Origin of the sequence: Acinetobacter sp. YH12076, from assembly GCF_013419525.1 — a bacterium.
Taxonomy (GTDB): Bacteria; Pseudomonadota; Gammaproteobacteria; order Pseudomonadales; family Moraxellaceae; genus Acinetobacter; species Acinetobacter amyesii.
The window spans coordinates 128,475-150,493 of sequence record NZ_VOZY01000002.1 but is presented as its reverse complement, the minus strand read 5'-3'; the positions used below and the strand labels follow the sequence as shown (position 1 = coordinate 150,493).

The window sequence follows — 22,019 nt, the reverse complement described above, 5'->3', positions numbered from 1 at the left end:
TTTAGGCGATTCAGATTAGTGATCTGAAGCACCAGAGATACCAATGCCAGTTTGTGAACGTACATACTGTGCATCGAATGCTTTACGCTCAGCTTGTGCTTGTGCTGAATTATCAGTTACAGAGAACAACCAGCAGCAGATGAATGCCAATGGCATTGCAAAGATAGCAGGACCATTGAATGGGTTAATTGGTGTTTCAGAGATTGCGAATGTATCTACCCAAACTGCTTTAGACAATACAATTAGAATCACAGCAGTTGCTAGACCAACCACACCACCAATCACTGCACCACGCGTCGTTAAACCTTTCCAGAACATCGACAATACAAGCACTGGGAAGTTTGCACATGCAGCTACAGAGAATGCAAGACCGACCATGAATGCAACGTTTTGTTTCTCGAACAAGATACCTAAAATCATTGCGAAGATCGCAAGACCTAAAGTCGCGATTTTAGACATACGAAGTTCAGATTCAGGTGTAGTTTGACCTTTCTTGAATACGTTTGCATACAAGTCATGTGAAATTGCTGAAGCACCAGACAATGTTAGGCCTGCAACTACTGCAAGAATTGTTGCGAATGCTACCGCTGAAATAAAGCCCATGAACAAGTCACCGCCCAATGCATCAGACAAGTGAACCGCAGCCATGTTGTTACCACCAACAAGTTCTAACTTGCCAGTTACCGCCATTTTCGCTACATCAAGGAATTGTGGGTTGTTTGAAACATAAAGGATCGCACCAAAACCAATGATGAAAGTCAGTAGGTAGAAGTAACCAATGAAACCTGTTGCTACAACCACAGATTTACGCGCTTCTTTAGCATCTTTTACAGTAAAGAAACGCATCAAAATATGTGGAAGACCTGCTGTACCGAACATCAATGCAAGGCCTAGAGAGATCGCATCAATTGGGTTGGCTGCAAGTTTACCTGGACCCATAATGTTTGCAGCTTCAGCTAAAGATACGTCATGTACTTTAGAGAAAACTTGAATCGATTGAGTGAACATTTCAGAGAAGCTGAAGCCCACGCCTTTCATGACCATGAATGCCATGAAGCTTGCGCCAGAAAGTAGCATCACTGCTTTAATGATCTGTACCCAAGTTGTTGCCAACATACCACCGAAGATTACATAAGCCATCATCAGTAGACCAACGATCACAACCGCAATGTTGTAGTTCAAACCGAATAGCAGTTTAATCAACTGACCTGCACCCACCATCTGTGCAATCAGGTAGAACGCTACAACCACAAGCGAGCTTACTGCTGCAAGGGTACGGACAGGTTTCTCAGCTAGACGGAATGACACCACGTCAGATAAGTTGAACTTACCTAAGTTACGCAGACGCTCAGCCACCAAGAACAATACGATTGGCCAACCCACCATAAAGCCCAATGAATACAGCAAGCCGTCAAAGCCTGAACTGAATACCATTGCGGAAATACCGAGGAACGATGCTGCTGACATATAGTCACCGGCAATCGCTAAACCATTTTGGAAACCCGAAATACCACCACCCGCTGTATAGAAGTCAGCTGTGTTGGTGGTTTGCTTCGCTGCCCATTTGGTAATAAACAAAGTCAAGCCAACAAAAATTGCGAACATGATAATCGCATGCCAGTTGGTCGCTTGTTGCTGTGCTTCACCTAAATCTGGTCCAGCCATTGCCATGCTTGACATGAGCAGAGCAGGAGCCGCTAATACTATTGCTTTCAATGAATTCCATTTCATCTTAGTGCGGTCCTTTTTCTTGAGTAATTGCTTCTACTTCACGCATTGCTTCTGCGTTTAATGCATCCAACTTGTTGTTTGCAATATACGAATAAACACCACACAGTAAGAATGACAATACGATAATGCTTAGACCTAATGGCATACCAATCGTGGTCACACCACCACTCACGGATTGCATCAAGAACTCTTTGTTATAGCCCACAAGGAGCATAAAGCCGACATATACCACCAACATAATGATCGTCAAAGTCCAGCTCAACTTACTTTTACGGCTGACCATTTCCTTAAATTTTGGATTCTGTAGAATTTGTTCTACCTGTCTCTCATCCATAATGTTCTCCTTACGCCGAACCTTGGCGCGCAATTTTCTAATTCGAATTATTTCGAAGCTAAACTTACCAATGTTCCTTATCTCTTGTAATTTAGACTTTGGTCGTTAAATTTTGAGCAATAACCTCCCTAAGCCTATGGATGCGTTATCATTAAGCGAGAATTAATATGCTGCAGGCTTTATGAATAGTTGGCTTATCGTCGGGGTATTGGCCCTTTACATCGCATTACTCTTTGTATGTGCATTCTTTGGTGAAAAGCATGCCAGCAGGCTCAGTACTCGCGGCAGAATGCTTCTCTTTAGCCTAACTTTAGGGGTTTACTGTTCATCTTGGACATTTTATGGCGCAACAGGTGCCGCCGTTCGTGAGGGCATTATTTTCCTGCCAATTTATCTGGGACCGCTGCTATTTGTTGCGCTCGGCTATGATATTTGGCGACGTTTAGGGCGTGTCCGTCAGCATCATGCCATTTCATCGATTGCCGACTTTGTAGCAGCACGATATGGTAAAAGTGGCCCCTTAGCTTCACTGGTCACGATCCTTGCCGTAATTGCCATTATTCCCTATTTAGCCTTGCAGCTACGTGCGATTGCCCTAAGTGCAACGGTCATTTTAGAACCGACCGCTGGTCTGACAGGTACCACCAATAGTGTGCTGTTTTTGACCGGTGTATTGGCGATTTTGGCGATGATGTTTGGGACACGACAGATTGCCAATACTGAACAGCACGGCGGCTTAATGTTGGCTGTGGCATTTGAGTCTTTCGTCAAGCTGTTTGCACTACTTGCAGTCGCATTTTTCTTTGTTTTTGAATCACCTGAAAACATGGCGCAAATCAGCCATGACATTAGCAGTACATTTAAAGATGTCCAGCTCAAAGGTGTGCCAGAAAGCTTTTGGATTCAAACATTATTGGCTGCTTTAGCGATTATTTGTCTACCACGTCAGTTCCATGTCGCGGTGGTTGAACTACGTGATGAAAAGCATATCCGTGGTGCTCGTCGTTGGTTTGCCATTTATCTGATTTTAACCATTATCGCGATCATCCCGATTGCCAGTTGGGCGCTGCATGCAGCACCTGCCTACTTGGCAATCCCCGATGTTGCTGTGCTCTCACTGCCTTTAAGTTATAACCAAGACTGGTTGACTTTACTTGCCTTTCTCGGTGGTTTTTCAGCTTCGACAGGTATGCTGTTGGTGTCTTCAGTGGCTTTGTCGATTATGCTCAGTAATGACTTGATCATGCCTGCACTGTGGCGTACACGCTTATTGTCACGTCATGACAAACGCCTACCACTCGTACTGAAATTCACACGTCGTGTGTGTATTTTAGCGGTCATGTTATTGGGCTTCTTGTTCTTCCATTTCTTCAATGACATTGACCAATTATCAGTATTTGGCCTATTGGCCTTCAGTGCTGTGGCACAGTTTGCACCGGCGCTAATTGGTGGTTTGTATTGGCGTGGCGGAAGTAAGCAAGGTGTATATGCGGGTTTGTTGGTCGGTTTTGGCATGTGGGCTTATACCCTGTTATTACCAACCGTATTGCGTAGCTTACCTGAACAATTTAAAACATTTACCGAAAATCTTTTAAGTCAGGGTCCGCTAGGCTTGAGTTGGTTACGTCCTGAAGCACTGTTAGGGTTTGAATCTTTCGATCCACTTACCCATGGCGTAGTTTGGGCGCTCGGTTTAAATATCACCCTCTATATTTGGATTTCCCGCGTCTTCCGTCCAAGTGTTGCCGAGCAAATTCAGGCCGAAAGTTTCTTTTATTATGAAACCAAGCCCCTTCCTGCTCAAAGTACATCGAATGACATCAGCTATATTCACCATGATGTGGCGCGTCTAAAAGTAGGTGATTTGATTACCTTGGCAAAACGTATTACCGGTGAAGGTCCAACCATGCGTGCCTTCAACCAGTTCTGCGCACAAAACAATGTCGTTTTAAATGAAAATAGCAGCGCCAACGGCATGTGGTGGCGTTTTACCGAACAGTATCTTGCAGGCACCATCGGTGCGGCATCTGCCCGTACCTTACTCACCACAGCCATGGTTAATAATGGTTTAGCACTCGGTCAGGTCGCCAATATTCTTGACCAAGCCTCACAGTGGCAGCGCTTTAACCAAAACCTGATCATGACCATGATCGACCATATGACTCAAGGTGTGTCTGTGGTTGATGAAAATATGTGTTTGGTGGCATGGAACAATCAATACCTCAAACTGTTTGATTATCCAAAAGACATTGTCTACGTCGGTTGCCCAATTTCAGACTTGATTCGTTATAACGCTGAACGCGGCGAATGTGGTCCCGGTTCAGTCGAGGAACATGTGCGTAAACGCATGCATTGGATGCAAGTCGGCAGCGCACACGAATTTGAACGGATTCGTAAAGATGGTCGTGTGATTCAGATGCGCGGCAACCCAATCGAAGGCGGTGGTTTCGTCACGACCTTTGCCGATATTACTGCTTTCCGTGAAAATGAAGCCTTGCTTGAAGGACGTGTACAAGACCGTACCCAACAGTTGGCAGATGCCCTGTCTGAACAACAATTGGCACGTGAGCAAGCCGATAAAGCCAATATGTCGAAAAGCCGCTTTATTGCTGCTGCAAGCCATGACTTATTGCAACCGATGCATGCTGCGCGTCTGTTTAGTACCGCCCTCGAGCAAAGCGTACAAAATGATGATGATCGTAAAACGCTTCAGCAACTTGATCGTGCGCTGCATGGTGCGGAAAGTATGCTCTCTGCCCTCTTGGACATTGCACGACTCGAAGGTGGAACCATTCAACCGAAACGTCAGCCTTATCCACTACATGACTTGCTCAGTGATCTTGAACTGCAATTTAAATCGATTGCAGCACAGCGTAATATCAAACTGACCGTACACGATGCTCAGTTCTGGATTGACACCGACCCACAGTGGATTCGTCGTATTATCCAAAACTTCGTCAGCAATGCCCTACGCTATACGGCGCGTGGTCGTGTTGTGGTGGGTGTGCTACGTTCAGCACGTCCGGGGCATATTCGTATTGGCGTTTGGGATACAGGTCCTGGGATCGCGGAAGAACAGCGCATTAAGTTGTTCCAAGAGTTCGAACGCTGTGGACACACCTCTCCATGGGGTGAACAGGGTCTGGGCTTAGGTTTAGCCATCGTGCAACGCATGACCAGCTTACTCGACTACCCAGTACATGTGTTCTCAGAACTTGGTCATGGTTCATGCTTTATGATTGAAGTCCCTGTAGTCGCTGCGCCAAAAGTGGTCGCTGCACCGACTCAAGCCGTTCCGCTGAAAACCAAAGCCTATAAGATTCTGTGCTTAGACAATGATGAAACGATTTTGGAAGGGATGTCGACCTTACTGACCAAATGGGGCTATCAAGTCTTTAAAGCCACTGAACCTGAACAGGCCATGGAGTTGATTCAACAAGAAAATATTCAAGTTTGGTTGGTTGACCAACACTTAAATAATAATAAGATCGGTCTCGACTTTATTTTAGATAACCGTCAGGAAAATGTCCCTGTGGCGCTGATTACCGCAGATTCTGATCCTGAATTACCGCAACGTCTAAAAGAGTTAAACATCGTCTTACTGAAAAAACCGTTGAAACCGGCTTCACTCCGTTCATGGTTATCTGGTTTGAAGATTTCAAATCAGTAGCTCTGTTACATGACATCGCTCTGTGAAAAATAGCCCATTTCATTCACATGAAATGGGCTTTTGTTTACCTTGTTCTTACTTAAACTTACCTAACTGGCAAAAAAATTTTTCTCAGCGGCAAGATCATTCAAAATCACCCCGATATTTCGTCTATTTATTAGCCATAAATATCAAATTTTGATTGCCTATGGCAAAAGATATCGAATGCATGAGTGAACACTTGTACACTTAGTTACAATTAAAAATCTATTTGATTTAACTCAGTATTTTATAGGTTAAAATAAAAACTAAAACTTTAGTCTTATATTTAGCTGCCGCCGTTCGTTTTAAAAATATTCATAAGAAGTTGATCAGTTTCAAGCCAATTCAAGAAGCGTCATAACTCAACACTTGAGAAGCTGATCTCCCCCGCATATTAGGAGTGATCTTGTGAATATTTCAGAAACAATGCCGCATGGTTTTGATCAAAATCTACAGTTTCATCGTCAGTATGGTGCCAATGCCATTTTGCCAGAGATCGATTGGCGTCAGCTATTTAAGTTCAGCAAATTAAGTGATGTGCATGTCGAAGCGCTAGAAACGCTCTATCGCAGTGCCGTTCCTCTCGCGTTGCAGGTGTTTGACGAACTGAATTTTGATGTCTTTGCACCAAATGCCTACAAACCCCAAGGTCTTGGCTTATTCGATCGACTGGCAGAACAAGAAGATCTACTGCTGCAGAATTTAGAAGCAGAATCCAATAGCTTGGGTTTGGACACCCGTCATCAGATTTGGAGCATGCTACTGCGTGGTGGTGCGGTTTTGGTATTTAAAGCGTGGCTTGGTAAAGTCAAAACCGACCAAAACCAGCTGGATAAAACACAGTTTGATGAATTATCCGATTTACTGTTTATTAAAACAGCGCCATTTGAATTGGCTCAACGTTTAAATGTCGATGCCAACTCCAAGCAAGACCATATCTTCCTGATGTACGACAATGATGTCTATCTGGACCGTTTTAACAGCTTAGAAACTGCAGCCCTATTTGTGGATTTGGGTGTTTATGATGCTGCTTTTCTAAGTTTACGTGATGACCGTGTCGCGGATTATCTCAAAGCGCGCGGCTATGTGTCCGATGAACAAATTGATGAGCTGCAATGTGCGCTCAACCCTTTGTACTGTACGGATTTGACGCCTAAGCAAGACTATATTGCTTAAGTTGAAGTGGTCTGTTTAAGTCATTGTTAAGTTGCATTGCTCTATTGCATTTAAACCGCATGTAAAGACCAAACGGCATTTAAAATGCGAAATGATCTAGCGCCAGCCTTAGTGCTTAAACAAAAAAAAAGACCTCCACGATGGAGGTCTTTTTTTTTGAAAAAATCCTTAGATTTTCTTTTCTTCAATATTCAGTGCATTAATTGCCAATACAGCTTGAGTTCGATTTTGTACGCCCAACTTACGGAAAATCGCCGTCACATGCGCTTTAATGGTTGCTTCAGACACATCCAACTCATAGGCAATTTGTTTATTCAACAAACCTTCCGCCACCATCATTAACACGCGGAATTGTTGCGGTGTTAAAGACTGAATACGTTCTGCCAATGCTGTTTCATCTGCAGCACGTGGGTCAAAGTTCATATTGGCTGGTAAATTTGGTGGCAACCAAATCTCGCCTTCTAAGACTTGACGAATCGCTTCACCAATGTGGCTTGGATGTGCAGATTTTGGAATATAACCCATCGCACCATGTGCAATCGCACGTTGGATAATCGACGCTTCTTCATGCGCAGAGACCACAATGATTGGAATCGATGGATATTGTGCGCGAATATGTACCAAGGCAGAAAAGCCTGAAGCACCCGGCAAGTTTAAATCCAATAACACAAGATCAGGCTCAGGGCCATTTTCAAGACGTTCATAGCATTCATTGACTGCTGCAGTCTCATGAATTTGCGCCTGAGGCAAACTATAACGAACCGCCTGAATTAAAGCATGACGAAACAGCGGGTGATCATCAACGATTAAAATATTCATAAGCAACGTGAGAGATCTTGTGCACAATGCCCCTATTCTAACCACACATGCTATGTGAAGGATATGCAAGAACTTATTTTTTTGCATTTAAAATGTAGATTTTCACCTAAAATGCGTCTTTTTTCGCATTTTCTATAAATCTTTAAATCTAATCATATTTTCATATAAATTTTATCAACTCAGTAAAAATGCTTATATCTAAGCATTATATGTTTAAATATCAACAGTTTAAAATTTGAAATTTCACCAATCTTGAGGTTTTTACAACATATCTAAAAATAAGATAACTTTTCTGATTTTCGTTATTTTACAGTGATCCACCCATCGGGATTAATAAAAGGCATTCCGAGAAACCACACTTTTAGGTTTAAAAAATGTCTCAAGTTGATCTACAAAAACCCCTGAATATTGTTGCTGTGTCAGGTGGTCTAAACAATCCATCTAAAACTGAAGCTTTGGTGCAAGCTATTGTTGATGAACTCGGTGATGCGACTCCAATCAATGTGCATTTTATTAAGTTTAGCGAAATTGGCAATTTATTAGGTGGCGCAATTTACCGTAACCAATTGCCACAACGTGTACAAGATGACCTTGCTGCCGTTGAAGCTGCTGATGCACTGATTGTTGGAACGCCAGTTTACCGTGCTTCATTTACAGGCCTGTTTAAACACTTCTTTGACTTTGTCGAACAAACTGCATTGGTCGATGTACCTGTCTTGCTTGCAGCTTCGGGTGGTTCTGAACGCCATGCCTTAGTGCTTGAACATCAACTGCGCCCATTGTTCAGTTTCTTCCAAGCGCAAACATTACCGATTGGGGTCTACGCAACAGATCGTGATTTCACCCCTGAATACACCATTCATAGTGAATTACTCCGTGACCGCATTACTTTAGCTGTAGCACGTGCGCTGCCGATTTTGGAATGGGCTCCAGCCAAAGGTCAGCGTGCTGAAGTGGTGAAAGCCAAGTCTCAACAAGCCAACCAAAACTTGGGCATTAATAAGCAAATCGAGCAAGAAGAAGTCCTTCCTTCTGCAGCTGTTCCAAGTTTGGATGCCGCTGAAGCTCGACTGCATAGTAAAAAGCCAAAAACGCAAGTGGCCTAAACACCACAGCATAACAATTCGATCCCGAGGGTTTGCAAAATGTCAGTACAAGAAAAAAACATTACATTTGCGTATTGGGTACCAAACGTCAGTGGTGGTTTGGTGGTCAGTAATATTGAACAGCGTACCGATTGGAGCTATGACTATAACGTGCGTTTGGCACAAGCTGCAGAAAAAAGCGGCTTTGATTATGCGCTGACTCAAATTCGTTTTACCGCAGGCTATAACGCCGAAAATCAACATGAGTCGGTTAGTTTCAGCCATGGAATTTTGGCCAAAACTGAAAAACTCAAAGTCATTGCAGCGATTTTACCCGGCCCTTGGAAACCGGCTTTGGCTGCAAAACAATTGGCGACCATCGATCATCTTACCAATGGCCGTATTGCAATCAATGTTGTGAGTGGCTGGTTCCGTGGTGAGTTTGATGCGATTGGTGAAGAATGGCCCGAACATGATCAACGCTATGCGCGTTCTGAAGAATTCATTCGTAGCTTAAAAGGCGTTTGGACGCAGGATAACTTTAGTTTTGATGGTAAATACTATCAATTTAAAGACTACACCCTATCTCCAAAACCGGTGCAAAAACCGCATATTGAAATCTTCCAAGGTGGCAGTTCACGTGCAGCACGTGACATGGCATCACGTGTTTCCGATTGGTACTTCACCAATGGCAATACCCCTGCTGAGTTGAAAAAGCAGATCGATGATATTCGTGAAAAAGCCAAAGCTAACAACCATCAGGTCAAAATCGGGGTGAATGCCTTCATCATTGCCCGAGATACGGAGGAAGAAGCCCAAGCGGTGCTTCAAGCTATTATCGACAATGCCAATACCGAAGCGGTCAATGCCTTTGGCGATGCAACTCGTGAAGCAGGTGCATCCACCAAAGAAGGAGAAGGTAACTGGGCAAAATCTACTTTTGAAGATTTGGTTCAATATAACGACGGCTTTAAAACCAATCTGATTGGCACGCCACAACAAATTGCCGAACGCATTGTGGAACTCAAAAGTGTAGGTGTCGATTTGGTTCTCTCAGGTTTTCTCCACTTCATTGAAGAAGTGGAATACTTTGGCGAAAAAGTGTTGCCACTGGTTCGTGAACTGGAAGCTCAACAGCAGCAAGTTGTGCAGGCTAAATCAGCATAATTGTTGATGCAGTCACAGCTCATGTAATCAGCATAATAATCACAACTGGCTCACTTCACTTTCCTCCCCTAAGGCTCGGCTTAGGGGATTTTTTATCTCGAGTATCATTTAAAGACATGCTCTGATTCTATAAATTGAGCGGATCTGTAAACAAAGAAAAAGCCCGACATCCTGTCGGGCTTTTTCTATATGGATACTTAAGCCTGACTCCTGTCTTGCTTCACAGTCCTGATGGTGAACACTTTGTTATTGTTTTATGTTCCGGAACGTCCTGTTCCTGTATGAGTTCATCTTAGGTAAAATTTAAAAGTGCGCCTAGCGTCAAAAACTTCGTTGCTTGTACGCTTAAGCTGACAGAATTGTGCGCAATCGGTTAAGTTAAACCATAGATATTATATGGTTTTTTATTAAAATCGATATTTTTTAGATGATTTTATCACCAATTGACACCCCCGTAATTCCAGTGATATTTCCAACACAAACGAGGCAATAAATATGCAACTGGTTTGGTTTCGACAAGATTTAAGACGACATGACCATAGCGCACTGTGGCAGGCGACACAGTCTGGTCCAACGATTGCCTTTATTGCGCTTTCTCCTGAACAATGGGCAAGGCATGACGATGCCCCCATTAAAATCCATCGCTATCTTGCCCAACTGGAACTTTTGCGACAGCAATTGGCTGAGCTAAATATTCCACTGATTATTCAGCATATTCCCCATTGGTCAGACATCGCCACTGAGCTATTAACCCTATGTACTCAGCTCAATATACACACTGTTCATGCACATATTGAACATGGTGTGAATGAACTTAAACGAGATCGCGAAGTACAACAGTTATTAGAACAGCAGCACATCTCTGTTGAGCTGTACCATGACCGCACCCTGTTTCCTGTTGGCAGTATTCGCAATCAATCTGGACATCCTTATCAAGTTTTCGGTGCATTTAAGAAAAATTGCTACGAGAAACTGAGCATCAGTTTGCCTACTTGTTATCCCGCTATTGAAGCCCAAGCGGCTCTCGAACCGCATCCGCTGTGGCAAAATGAATTTGATCTGCGTCCTTTTTATCCCGCAGGGCTGTTAGCTGCTCAAATCGAGCTTTGGCCGATTGGAGAAGATCACGCACTACAGTGCTTAGATGAATTTATTGAACAACATCTGCATCGTTATGCTGATGATCGGGACTTTCCTGCGCTCAATGGAACCAGTCGAATTGGCATGTATTTAAACTTGGGCATCTTGTCTATTCGCCAATGTCTGCAAGCCCTTTTTCGTGAACAAGGCGGCTATTTCCAGATCGACCACAGAGGACAACAAACTTGGCTCGATGAGCTGCTTTGGCGTGAATTTTACCAGCACATTTTATTTGACTACCCGCAAGTTTCTCAGCACCAGCCGTTTCAAACCAAAACCTTAAAAATAAAATGGCGCCATGCACCACAAGACTTTGCTGCGTGGCAATACGGCCAGACGGGCATTCCGATCGTCGATGCAGGGATGCGTCAACTACTGGCTACGGGTTGGATGCATAATCGGGTGCGGATGATTTGTGCCATGTTCCTCAGTAAGAATCTACTGATCGATTGGCGGTTGGGGGAACAATGGTTTATGCAGCACCTTGTCGATGGCGACTTAGCGGCCAATAATGGCGGTTGGCAATGGTGCGCCTCGACGGGTACAGATGCTGTACCTTATTTTCGGATTTTTAACCCAATCAGCCAATCTCAGAAATTTGATCCGAACGGAGATTATCTACGTCAATGGCTACCTGAGCTGGCAGATTTGGATGCAAAGCAAATTCACCAACCCTTTGCCAAAAATCCTCAATTGGAATTGAACTACCCTCAGCCGATCGTTGACTTAAAACAGTCTCGCCTAGCGGCAATTGAAACATTCCGAGCATTGTAGGCCATTGCCAAAATCGAACTGCGACAGATCAAAATGCTGTACTGAAATGGTCACTCTAAGGCATAGCCGAGCGTTCGTTTTGTCCCTACAATATAGAAAACGCAAATCATTTTAGAGACGCTCCCATGTATACAGGCATCGTGCAAGGTTTAGAAAAAGTCTTAGAGATTCGTCAAGGTAATGGCTTCACAACCTTGGTGATTTCAAATCATCAGAATTTTTTTCATGATGTCTTTATCGGGGCAAGTGTGGCGATTAATGGCGTGTGTTTAACGGCTACACATATTGATTTGGCAGCCAACCAAGTGCATTTTGATGTCTCTGATTTGACCAATCAACTCACCACGCTGAAAACTCTCAAAGCTGGTGATGAGGTCAATGTCGAACGCTCAGCCAAAGTTGGAGCAGAAAATGGTGGTCACAATCTATATGGTCATATCGAAGGCACAGCCACGATCAAAAACTTAGAGCATCGCGGGGAAACCTTTCATCTCGATATTCACATTCCGGCAGGCAATATTAAATATTTCTTTCTCAAAGGTTTTATTGGGCTCAATGGTTGTAGTTTGACTGTGAACCGTGTTGATCGTGCCAATAGTGAAATTTCAATCGATCTTATTCCTGAAACACTGCGCCTCACTACATGGAAAGATGTCCAAGTCGGTGATGCCGTGAATTATGAGATTGATCAAACAACGCGAACCTTAGTTGATACCTTAGAAAATATTCATCAGCGTTAAATCGACTGACAGCACATTGCAAAAAAACCTCCAAAACGGAGGCTTTTTATTGGCTCATGTGCAATATACGTTTAAGAATAAAAACTTGGATCTGGCACTTTCGCTGTGAGCACCCATTCACCGACCTCCTGATATTTATAATCAATCGGATCGTGTAAGGTCTGGGTACGTACATTGCGCCAGAAGCGATCTAAATTTAGTTTGGCAGTTGTGGCACGTGCGCCCATCACTTGGAAAATATTTTGCGTAATGTATAGCGAGCTATTGGTGGCTGCGATTTTGGCAGTTGCAATCGCAATAGAGACTTCTCCACGTTGTTCCGCCGTCAAAGCTTCACCAATCTCCCAAGCCCATTGCAAACGCTGAACCGCTTTATCTGCCAATAAACGTACACTTTCTAATTGCACATAAAACTCAGCAAAATGCTTTTGAATGAAAGGGTCATTCACTGCATTTTCAACCAATGATTTTGACCATGCTTTTTGGTTTTGAACCGTCTGTTTTGCTGTTTCAAAAGCCCCTTCTGCCACCCCTAGAAACATATGTACAAAGATCAACTGTGCAATCAAAGGGCGTAAACTCGAATAAGGTTTACTTAATGGGCCTGGGTTCAGTAGTAATTCATCTTTGGAAATTTTAACTTGTTCAAAATGGCTGCTTCCACTGTCGGTTTGACGTTGTCCCATATTGTCCCAATCGCCGAGAAAACTGACGCCTTCACGTGCTGTAGGAATCACCCCGATCAATAATTTTCCGTCGTCATTGAAGCCAGAACACAACAAAATGTCTGAATCCATAGAACCCGAACAGAAGCTTTTATCGCCATGAAAGACGTATTCGTGTTCAGACAGTTGCGTCGCTGTAGTACGACGGTCTAAGGGGTTTAAGGTATTGCCCCAAAATAAATGCTCACGTGCAGTCTGTTCAAACCACGGGCCATATTGCTCTGGCTGCGCGAACAACTGTACCGTTGCAATTAATAAATGATGGAAACCATAAACATGCGCCAATGAGCTATCCACTTGAGCAATGGTTTGAATGGTTTTAAAAATCGTCAGCCAATCTGCCCCCTGTCCACCGTATTGTTTTCCAATGGAAAGTGCAAGCAAACCACTTTGACGAATCAAATCACGTTCAGCTTTGGGATTTCCCCCCTGCTTATCACGCTGAGCAGCCGTCGTGGCAAATTCTGCCGCCAGTTTTTTGGCAATGTCGATCGGATCTTGAGTCAATGGAGTTGAAGCGTTCATATATCTGTCTGATTATTCTGTTACCGTTTTAGCTTAACAAAGTAGAGGCATTCAGCTTATCTCAATGCCTGCAGTCTATATCTGTAAAATCTATATCTAATGAAATCTAAGTCACCAAGATTCAGGCGACTTATAATTTGATCATTTTATACGTCGTATTTAGGATGGATAAAATGCATCATGAACGGCCCTTCATCCTAATCAACTTTTATAGGAGAAAGGACGTTCATTATTGCTTTAATAATCCTTCGTATAAGCCATAGTGAACTTTCATCAGAACGTGATCACTCACGCTCAAATGGTTTTTATGACTTCGGATAAACCGTAGCAATCAAATGTTCAACCACTTGAGGTTCTGCCAAGGTCGAGGTATCACCTAAAGAGTCCAATTCATTGGCCGCAATTTTTCTTAAAATACGGCGCATGATTTTACCAGAACGGGTTTTTGGTAAGGCCGGCGCCCAATGCAATGCATCTGGCGTTGCCACTGGTCCAAGGATTTTGCGTACCCAAGCCACCAGTTCCTGACGTAACTCATCCGTCTCTGCTGTCCCTGCTTGTAGGGTGACAAAGGCGCAAATCCCTTGCCCTTTAATATCATGCGGCATACCCACCACTGCAGACTCTGCCACAGCATCATGTGCAACCAATGCACTTTCAATTTCAGCCGTTCCCAATCGGTGTCCTGAAACGTTCAAGACGTCATCCACACGACCCGTAATCCAATAATAGCCAGACTCGTCACGACGTGCGCCATCACCTGTAAAATACGTCCCCGGATAAGTGGAGAAATAGGCCTCAATAAAGCGCTCAGGATCACCCCAAATGGTTCGCATTTGTCCCGGCCAAGAATCCTTAATCACCAAGTTACCTTCTACGGCACCTTCAAGCTCATTGCCTTCAGCATCGACAATCGCAGGTTGCACACCAAAGAATGGACGCGTCGCTGAACCTGGTTTTAAATCGGTTGCTCCAGGCAATGGCGTAATCATGAAACCACCCGTCTCTGTTTGCCACCATGTATCCACCACTGGGCAGCGGCTTTCACCTACCACGGTGTAGTACCAATTCCATGCCTCTGGGTTAATCGGTTCACCCACCGAACCCAGTAAACGCAAACTACTGCGGTCACTTTCTCGGACAAAGGCATCCCCTTCTCGCATCATGGCGCGAATTGCAGTCGGTGCCGTATATAAAATAGTGACGTTGTGTTTATCAACAATATGTCCGGTCCGAGCCCAACTTGGATATTGTGGTACACCTTCAAACATCACGGTCGTGGTGCCATTCGACAATGGCCCATACAACACATAAGAGTGTCCCGTAATCCAACCAACATCGGCAGTACACCAAAACACATCATCTTGTTTAAGGTCAAAAACTTCACGGAAGGTACAATTCACATAGGTTAAATAGCCGCCTGTGGTATGCAATACACCTTTCGGTTTTCCTGTCGAACCTGATGTATATAAAATAAACAGCGGGTCTTCGGCATTCATAGGTTCAGGTGGACAAATATCATTGACCGACATGATTTCCATGTGATACCACAAATCACGATCTGCTTTCATTTCGATCGGGTTACCTGTACGGTGCACCACAATGACATTTTGAACCGAAGATGTGCCTTCAATGTCGAGTGCAAGATCGACATTTTCTTTGAGTGGAATGGGCTTACCACCACGCATCCCACAATCCGCAGTAATCACGACTTTCGCCTGACTATCATCGATACGACTTGCCAATGAGTCTGGTGAGAACCCGCCAAAAACCACGCAGTGTACTGCTCCAATTCGGGTACAGGCCAACATAGCAATAGCCGCTTCGGGCACCATTGGCATATACAGCACCACACGGTCGCCTTTGCCCACGCCATGTTTTTTCAGCACATTAGCAAAACGGCAAGTTTCATCATGCAGTTCTTCAAAAGAAATGATTTTATGCCGTGAAGGATGATCACCTTCCCAAATAATGGCCGGTTTATGTGGATGTTCTTTTAAATGTCGATCGAGACAGTTGGCACTGACATTCAATTCACCATCAGCAAACCACTCGATCTTAAAATCATCTTGCTTAAAATTGGTATTTTTAACTTGGGTAAACGGTTTGATCCAATCGATCTTTTGCGCTTGCTCTGCCCAAAACTCATCTGGTTGTTCAATCGATTTTTGATAACGCTCAAAGTACTCCGACTCATTGATGCGCGCGGTTTTTTTGAAACTTTCAGGTACTGGATAGATCTCTTTCATATTGTATTTTCCTTGATCTGATTCATCTCATCACGAGATGCCATGCCACATTTCTACTTTTATAATTTCTGCATCACAGCAGTATGACGATTAATTTTTAATCGCAGCAATCATGCTTTGGTCGTATTATTCTTTCCCATTTAAAGCATATTTTTGAGCAAAATTTCAACAAAAACATGTTTCAATTCAGTATCTGATCAGTTCATTTGAACCTATAATGCAAAGGTAATTTTACTCAGCATTCCGCTTTTTTATTCTTCCATACACGTTGAGTTGACCCAAGCATGAATACCAATGACTCTTCTTTCTTTTCCCGTCAGACGACCACTACATCGGATAATCCCCTGAAACCTGATGGACGTTTTGGTCGACTGAGCATGATTGGTTGGTACGGCTTTCTCAATATCATCAGCTTTTTTGCCTTGATCGCTTTAAGCCTTGCCGTTGGGATTTTCAATATCAATACTATGGCGTTAAATGAGCAATTTGTTGGCATATTCACCGGGGTATCTGGCCTCGCCTATTTGGCGATTATTATTCTCTACATTTATTTTTATTGTGTCTTTGTCGTGCGTCGGCTGCATGACCTCAATAAAGCCGGTTGGTTGCTACTATTATTATTTATCCCCGTGATCAATCTGTTCTTTATCCTGTATTTATTATTGGCCTCAGGCACACCGACCGTAAATCAATACGGCGCGCCACGCCCTGCTGCGGTTTGGGAAAAAATTCTGGCATGGTTGATGATTTTAATCAGTGTCTTGTCGCTCTTGGCTACAGGTAGCATCACGTCTTATATGATGGGTAGCGGAGAAATTGAATCGCCTACAGAAATCATTCAACAAGGTACTGAATACTTCTAAGCCACTGACCGAATTTGAGCCTGTCTGAATTTTGATACATCTGTTCGCAAGCCTGTAAATGAGGGTTATTTTCGCCACTAATTTCAGGCAAAATAGCGAAAAATCTGAACATTTGGAAAACTCGTGGCTGAAAAAGAAAATGCCTTGAGTGATGTCACTCAAGGCACGACTCAACTTTTGCAAGAGGCAACAGAAAAAACCGCACAAACCGTGCTGGAACATACCTCTAAATATAATGACGCATACTCAACGATCGATAAATTTGTCGATGGATTTTGGGAACGCCTGCCTTATATTTGTATCGCATTAATTGTTTTTACGATCTTCTATCTACTGTCAAAACTCTTTAGATTCTTTGTTCGTAAAGCACTCACTGACCGTTCTTATTCAAAACAAAATCTAGTTTTGGTCCTGAACCGTGTCGGTAGCTCAGCCATTATGTTCTTCGGTTTCCTGATTGCAATGGTCATTGCGATCCCTGGTTTCACACCGGGTCAGCTCATGAGTGCCTTGGGGATTGGTTCGGTTGCAATCGGTTTCGCGTTTAAAGATATTTTCCAGAACTTACTGTCGGGTATTTTGATTCTCCTCGGTGAACCGTTCAAAATCGGTGACGACATTATTGTGTCAGGAATGGAAGGTACAGTTGAAGATATTCAAATTCGTGCAACCTTCCTACGCTCTCCCGATGGTCGTCGTATCGTGATTCCAAATGCGACGGTTTACACCAGTGCGGTAACGGTGAATACCGCTTATCAACGTCGTCGTTGTGAATTTGTGGTGGGTATTGGTTATGAAGATGACATTCAAAAAGCTAAAAACATTGTTTTGGCCATTTTAGACAAAGACCCGACCATTTTGAGCCAACCTGCGTTTACCGTAAACGTGAATGCTTTGGCTGATTTCTCGGTCAATCTGAATGTCCGTTGGTGGGTAGATACCACAGAAACCACCACTGCGAACTCAATCAGTGAAGTACAAGAACACTTGATCCAAGCATTCAATCAAAATGGTATTTCAATTCCGTACCCTGTACAGGAAGTGAAAGTTTACCGTGGTGATCACGCTGAGGCAGAAGCGTCAACAGCTAAATAATCGCCCTAAAACGTACGGAATCACTGTTTCTGTACGGATAATTCGGTTGCCTAAGCTGACTGCTTGGCAGCCGTTTTTTATGAGTAAATCTACCTCATAAGGGATATATCCACCTTCAGGTCCAATGATGATCGTACATCCATGTTGAATTCCTGTAGGCATCACATCTTCGACATAAGGATGCGCCACATAAGCGGGATAGTCTGACGAGATCATGCTCGGTAGAACATCCTCCACAAAGGGTTTAAAACGTTTATACAGTTCAATTTTGGGCGCAATAGTGTCACCAGCCTGCTCCAAACCTAAGGTCACATAGTGATCGAGCTGCTGTAAAAATGGGGTCTGCCAATAGCTTTTATCCACGCGATAACTGTGCAGCAAAATGATTTTTTCTACGCCTAAGGTGACGGCATCCATGATCAGACGGCGCAACACTTTCGGACGAGGCATTGCCACAATTAAAGTCACCGGATGCTTTGCTGGTACTTCTTCTTCTTGTAAGGGTTTAAGTTGAATGCCGTTATCCGTAATACTGACGATTTGGGTTAAATAGCGTTTTCCTTCCCGAATCCCGACTTTGAGGGTATCGCCCACTTGTACATCGACATGGGTTTTTAAATGCTCAATTTGGCGTTTGGCACTGATATTCCACAGTTCAGATTCAGTTTGACGTGGGTCAAGCAAGACGATGTTCATAAAAATTCTCTTACCCAGTTCAATTGGATATGCGAAAACGTCATCCACAACTGTTCGAGGCAACACTCAATAGAATCACTCAAGTTTCAGCGATTATTTGTTAGACATAAAAATTCGACGTGTTTTGTCGGTGAGCTGCATTGCACCGCAAGATGGCTTCCTTACGAAGCTTCGCATTCCATTTTGCCGAATGAGAACAACGTTTCGTAAGAGTACCTCCAGCCAAAGGCTAAGCCCTTTCTTCAAACCTTAGATATAAGACTCCGCCGAGCCTATTCATTCATCTGTTTAAAGCAACAACCAATTCAAATCATGGTTGAAAAATCAAAGGTACTGATCAATCACCTGAATATGCTTTTGCAGCGACCCGGTATTCTTTTGCATAATCAGCTGCGCTGCATCATTTAAAGCCTGCGCTTTCGCAGTATTTTGAATGATCTCAACCAATGCACTGGCCGCCTGCTCAAAATCCTGCACAACCACAACCGCATCAGCTGCTACAAATTCATCCACAATGGTTTGAAAATTAAAATAATGCTGACCTAATACTGTCGGGACATGTAACGCGATAGGCTCCAAAATATTATGTCCACCGCCTGGTTCATTTAAAGACCCGCCGACAAAGCACGCCTGACTCAGTGCCAGCCAAAGCCATAATTCACCCATACTATCCGCTAAATACAATTGCGTTTCAGGCTGAATCGTTTGGTTTAAACTGCGGCGCTGTGTGCGTAAATTCAGTTTCTGCGCTTCTACAAAAACTTCATCAAAGCGTTCAGGATGACGTGGTACGACGATACATAACAGCTCAGGCTGTTGTTGCAAAATCGGCTGCAGCGCAGCGAGTAGTTTTTGTTCTTCTGGTGCATGTGTACTGGCAATGGTAATGATTTTACGGCCTTGCAAATCCCAATCTTGTCGTAACTGCGCTGCTTGTTGCACAAAGCTTTCGGGCGCATGAATATCAAACTTGATACTTCCCACGACTTGACTGGTATGCGGGTTTGCACCCAACTCAATAAATCGCGCTAAAGTTGCCTGATCTTGCGCCAATAATTGTTTCAAACTCTTTAGCATCGGCTGCGTCAAACTCGGAACTTTGCCATAACCCTTCGCCGATTTTTCAGATAATCTGGCATTAATTAATAAACTCGGAACGTTGGCCTGATCGGCTTCAATCATCAAATTTGGCCAGAGTTCAGTTTCGACCAGAGCCAACATTTTAGGTTGATATTTTTCGATAAAACGACGGACTAACTTTTTTTGATCTGCCGGCAAATACACGGCCTGAAACAGTGATTCATACGGTGCTTTTAAAAATAATTGTTTCGCACGCGCTTGTCCGGTTTTGGTAGTATTGGTGACTAAGACCGGATGACCTGCTTTGAGATAATGTTCAATCAGCGGCTGTGCAGCGTTGGTTTCTCCTACGGAAACCACATGAAACCAAATTGCATCGCGGTTTTTAACTGGCTGAAATGGCCCAAAGCGCTCAAGACACTCTTGCTGATATAGTTGGAGATCTTCAGCACGTTTTTTGAGGCGCCATTGATATAGCGGCTTAATCAGTGCCAAAGCTGCGTTATACCAAAAAGGAGTAGTCAAATTATTACGCTCAAAAACGGTTTGAATCGGCAGAATATATCAGAGCATTATCCACATGTTAATGGATAATGCGTATTCAAGTGTCGATTAATAGGTTGAACGACCTGAACCAAATTTATTTTTCATGCTTGGATAATCAATATAGCCTTCGGCAACATCTGTTCCAATCATATTTTCCAACTGCAATTCATTCAGTGCAGCATTCGCCAGCAAACGTTCAAACAAATCTGGATTGGCAATATAGGCTTTACCAAAAGACACCGCATCGGCTTTACCTGAGGCCAATAAATCTACCGCATCTTCACGACTTAAACGCATATTAGCAATATATGGCACACCATTTGAGCGCTTTTTAAGATAATCACTAATACTGTCATCCGCCAGATATTCACGGGTAAAGAAAAATGCAATCTTCCTCTGCCCCAACTGCTCTAAAGCATAGCCAAAGGTTTCACGTGGATCATGATCGCCCATGTCGTGTTCATCACCACGCGGCGCAAGATGCACACCTACACGACCTGCCCCCCACACTTCGATCAGCGCATCCACCACTTCAAGCAATAAACGTGCGCGGTTTTCTACAGAACCACCATACTCATCTTCACGTAAATTGGTTTTGCTTTGTAGGAATTGATCGATCAAATAACCATTGGCCGCATGCAATTCCACACCATCAAATCCCGCTTCTTTGGCTTTGATCGCAGACTGTTTGTATTGTTCTACAATGCTTTTGATTTCTGCAATCTCTAATGGACGTGGCACGACATATTCGCGTTTTGGGCGAAGCAGACTCACATAACCCGCCTGTTGTACCGCACTGGCAGAAACTGGTGTATCACCATTCAAAAGGTCGGGATGTGAGACACGTCCGACATGCCACAATTGTGCCACAATTAAACCTTGCTGTTCATGTACGGCTTGGGTCACCAATTTCCAGCCCTGAACTTGAGCATCGGTAAATAAACCCGGCGTCTGCAAATAGCCATTAGCTGCTTCTGAAATGACTGTTGCTTCTGAAATGATTAATCCAGCACTTGCACGCTGTGCATAATATTCAGCCATCATCGGCGTTGGAACACGGTCAATGGTTGCACGACTACGGGTTAGTGGCGCCATTACAACGCGATTTTTGAGGTGTAAATCACCCAAAATGAGAGGAGTATTAAGTTCAGCCATATATGTCTCGCCTGACACTTCAAATGCGAAAAATGATTTAAAGTGAGTTCTGCAGATAATCAATATATTGCTGAATGAGTTCTTCATTGCGTGAAAAATACGACCATTGACCATATTTCTCGGCTTGAATTAAGCCCGCCTGTTGTAACACAGACAAATGATTAGACATCGTAGACTGCGAAACATTACCGAGTTTTTCGATATTGCCAGCGCATACACCACGATTAAAGCCGCCACATTGTTCTTCTGACAAAAACTGTTCTGGTGTTTTCAACCATTCCAAGATTTGACGTCGAGTCGGATTGGCAAGTGCTTTAAAAATTAAATCAATATCCATAATTTAAACGGGTTTAATTAAATAAAAATTTGGACAACAAAGTTCTATTCAGCATCTTGAATACACTATATCGTATTTTTTCGATTTTTAT

The 22,019-nt window shown here is 43.5% G+C and carries 17 protein-coding genes; 8 read left to right on the top strand and 9 right to left on the bottom strand.

Going from position 1 to position 22,019, the window contains the following annotated elements; all coding sequences use genetic code 11:
• Positions 1 to 15: 15 nt before the first annotated feature.
• Together FTU22_RS02205 and FTU22_RS02200 are read right to left on the bottom strand one after the other, a co-directional pair.
• Entirely contained in the window at positions 16 to 1,731 is a 1,716-nt protein-coding gene (locus tag FTU22_RS02205) for a cation acetate symporter (protein WP_111884487.1), read from the bottom strand.
• Position 1,732: 1 nt separating this feature from the next.
• Positions 1,733 to 2,065, bottom strand: coding sequence for a DUF485 domain-containing protein (locus tag FTU22_RS02200; protein ID WP_078193192.1), 333 nt, complete (start codon positions 2,063 to 2,065; stop codon positions 1,733 to 1,735).
• A gap of 181 nt (positions 2,066 to 2,246) precedes the next feature.
• Between FTU22_RS02200 and FTU22_RS02195 the strand changes: the two genes are divergently transcribed.
• Together FTU22_RS02195 and FTU22_RS02190 are read left to right on the top strand one after the other, a co-directional pair.
• A complete protein-coding gene (locus FTU22_RS02195) occupies positions 2,247 to 5,735 on the top strand; it encodes a PAS domain-containing hybrid sensor histidine kinase/response regulator (RefSeq protein ID WP_078193193.1) in 3,489 nt (1,162 codons plus the stop codon).
• Between the two features lie 429 nt (positions 5,736 to 6,164).
• The gene (locus FTU22_RS02190; RefSeq protein WP_180092761.1) at positions 6,165 to 6,932 is read left to right on the top strand and encodes a hypothetical protein; all 768 of its coding nucleotides are present in this window, start codon (positions 6,165 to 6,167) and stop codon (positions 6,930 to 6,932) included.
• A gap of 168 nt (positions 6,933 to 7,100) precedes the next feature.
• Here FTU22_RS02190 and FTU22_RS02185 read toward each other — a convergent pair whose 3' ends face one another.
• Positions 7,101 to 7,751, bottom strand: a complete 651-nt coding sequence (locus FTU22_RS02185; RefSeq protein ID WP_078190543.1) for a response regulator transcription factor — start codon at positions 7,749 to 7,751, stop codon at positions 7,101 to 7,103.
• Positions 7,752 to 8,125: 374 nt separating this feature from the next.
• On the opposite strand from FTU22_RS02185, the gene msuE reads away from it, so the two are divergent.
• From msuE to FTU22_RS02165, 4 genes are all read left to right on the top strand, one after another.
• Complete coding sequence (gene msuE, locus FTU22_RS02180) at positions 8,126 to 8,857, top strand: FMN reductase (RefSeq protein ID WP_180092758.1); 732 nt, start codon at positions 8,126 to 8,128, stop codon at positions 8,855 to 8,857.
• Between the two features lie 39 nt (positions 8,858 to 8,896).
• Positions 8,897 to 10,003: a dimethylsulfone monooxygenase SfnG gene (gene sfnG / locus FTU22_RS02175; protein ID WP_078190545.1), complete on the top strand. Its 1,107-nt coding sequence runs from the start codon at positions 8,897 to 8,899 to the stop codon at positions 10,001 to 10,003.
• A 495-nt stretch (positions 10,004 to 10,498) separates the two neighbouring features.
• The gene (locus tag FTU22_RS02170) at positions 10,499 to 11,917 is read left to right on the top strand and encodes a deoxyribodipyrimidine photo-lyase (RefSeq protein WP_180092755.1); all 1,419 of its coding nucleotides are present in this window, start codon (positions 10,499 to 10,501) and stop codon (positions 11,915 to 11,917) included.
• Positions 11,918 to 12,042: 125 nt separating this feature from the next.
• Positions 12,043 to 12,657, top strand: a complete 615-nt coding sequence (locus tag FTU22_RS02165; RefSeq protein ID WP_111884481.1) for a riboflavin synthase subunit alpha — start codon at positions 12,043 to 12,045, stop codon at positions 12,655 to 12,657.
• A gap of 71 nt (positions 12,658 to 12,728) precedes the next feature.
• Here FTU22_RS02165 and FTU22_RS02160 read toward each other — a convergent pair whose 3' ends face one another.
• Together FTU22_RS02160 and acs are read right to left on the bottom strand one after the other, a co-directional pair.
• Positions 12,729 to 13,907, bottom strand: coding sequence for an acyl-CoA dehydrogenase family protein (locus FTU22_RS02160; protein WP_180092752.1), 1,179 nt, complete (start codon positions 13,905 to 13,907; stop codon positions 12,729 to 12,731).
• Positions 13,908 to 14,212: 305 nt separating this feature from the next.
• On the bottom strand, positions 14,213 to 16,156 hold the full coding sequence (acs, locus tag FTU22_RS02155) for an acetate--CoA ligase (RefSeq protein WP_111884479.1): 1,944 nt from the start codon (positions 16,154 to 16,156) through the stop codon (positions 14,213 to 14,215).
• 284 nt (positions 16,157 to 16,440) lie between these two features.
• Here acs and FTU22_RS02150 point away from each other — a divergent pair, with 284 nt between their 5' ends.
• Positions 16,441 to 17,019, top strand: a complete 579-nt coding sequence (locus tag FTU22_RS02150) for a DUF805 domain-containing protein (RefSeq protein WP_180022760.1) — start codon at positions 16,441 to 16,443, stop codon at positions 17,017 to 17,019.
• Between the two features lie 123 nt (positions 17,020 to 17,142).
• Positions 17,143 to 18,114 (top strand): mechanosensitive ion channel family protein, encoded by a 972-nt coding sequence (locus FTU22_RS02145; protein ID WP_180092749.1) that lies wholly within the window; start codon positions 17,143 to 17,145, stop codon positions 18,112 to 18,114.
• On the opposite strand, the gene FTU22_RS02140 is transcribed toward FTU22_RS02145, so the two are convergent.
• The 4 genes from FTU22_RS02140 to FTU22_RS02125 form a co-directional block, all read right to left on the bottom strand.
• Positions 18,100 to 18,810 (bottom strand): 16S rRNA (uracil(1498)-N(3))-methyltransferase, encoded by a 711-nt coding sequence (locus FTU22_RS02140; RefSeq protein ID WP_180092747.1) that lies wholly within the window; start codon positions 18,808 to 18,810, stop codon positions 18,100 to 18,102. The two genes, FTU22_RS02145 and FTU22_RS02140, sit on opposite strands and share 15 nt — an antisense overlap.
• A gap of 324 nt (positions 18,811 to 19,134) precedes the next feature.
• Positions 19,135 to 20,415 (bottom strand): 3-deoxy-D-manno-octulosonic acid transferase, encoded by a 1,281-nt coding sequence (locus FTU22_RS02135; RefSeq protein ID WP_180092744.1) that lies wholly within the window; start codon positions 20,413 to 20,415, stop codon positions 19,135 to 19,137.
• 87 nt (positions 20,416 to 20,502) lie between these two features.
• Positions 20,503 to 21,591 carry an alkene reductase gene (locus FTU22_RS02130; RefSeq protein ID WP_180092740.1) on the bottom strand — a complete coding sequence of 363 codons (1,089 nt, stop codon included), beginning with the start codon at positions 21,589 to 21,591 and terminating at the stop codon, positions 20,503 to 20,505.
• 37 nt (positions 21,592 to 21,628) lie between these two features.
• Entirely contained in the window at positions 21,629 to 21,928 is a 300-nt protein-coding gene (locus FTU22_RS02125; RefSeq protein ID WP_078190555.1) for a helix-turn-helix transcriptional regulator, read from the bottom strand.
• Positions 21,929 to 22,019 lie beyond the last annotated feature (91 nt).

Coding starts and splice junctions, on each gene's coding strand:
- FTU22_RS02205 (WP_111884487.1), bottom strand. CDS start 1,731: ATGAAATGGAATTCATTGAAAGCAATAGTATTAGCGGCTCCTGCTCTG.
- FTU22_RS02200 (WP_078193192.1), bottom strand. CDS start 2,065: ATGGATGAGAGACAGGTAGAACAAATTCTACAGAATCCAAAATTTAAG.
- FTU22_RS02195 (WP_078193193.1), top strand. CDS start 2,247: ATGAATAGTTGGCTTATCGTCGGGGTATTGGCCCTTTACATCGCATTA.
- FTU22_RS02185 (WP_078190543.1), bottom strand. CDS start 7,751: ATGAATATTTTAATCGTTGATGATCACCCGCTGTTTCGTCATGCTTTA.
- msuE (WP_180092758.1), top strand. CDS start 8,126: ATGTCTCAAGTTGATCTACAAAAACCCCTGAATATTGTTGCTGTGTCA.
- sfnG (WP_078190545.1), top strand. CDS start 8,897: ATGTCAGTACAAGAAAAAAACATTACATTTGCGTATTGGGTACCAAAC.
- FTU22_RS02170 (WP_180092755.1), top strand. CDS start 10,499: ATGCAACTGGTTTGGTTTCGACAAGATTTAAGACGACATGACCATAGC.
- FTU22_RS02165 (WP_111884481.1), top strand. CDS start 12,043: ATGTATACAGGCATCGTGCAAGGTTTAGAAAAAGTCTTAGAGATTCGT.
- FTU22_RS02160 (WP_180092752.1), bottom strand. CDS start 13,907: ATGAACGCTTCAACTCCATTGACTCAAGATCCGATCGACATTGCCAAA.
- acs (WP_111884479.1), bottom strand. CDS start 16,156: ATGAAAGAGATCTATCCAGTACCTGAAAGTTTCAAAAAAACCGCGCGC.
- FTU22_RS02150 (WP_180022760.1), top strand. CDS start 16,441: ATGAATACCAATGACTCTTCTTTCTTTTCCCGTCAGACGACCACTACA.
- FTU22_RS02140 (WP_180092747.1), bottom strand. CDS start 18,810: ATGAACATCGTCTTGCTTGACCCACGTCAAACTGAATCTGAACTGTGG.
- FTU22_RS02130 (WP_180092740.1), bottom strand. CDS start 21,591: ATGGCTGAACTTAATACTCCTCTCATTTTGGGTGATTTACACCTCAAA.
- FTU22_RS02125 (WP_078190555.1), bottom strand. CDS start 21,928: ATGGATATTGATTTAATTTTTAAAGCACTTGCCAATCCGACTCGACGT.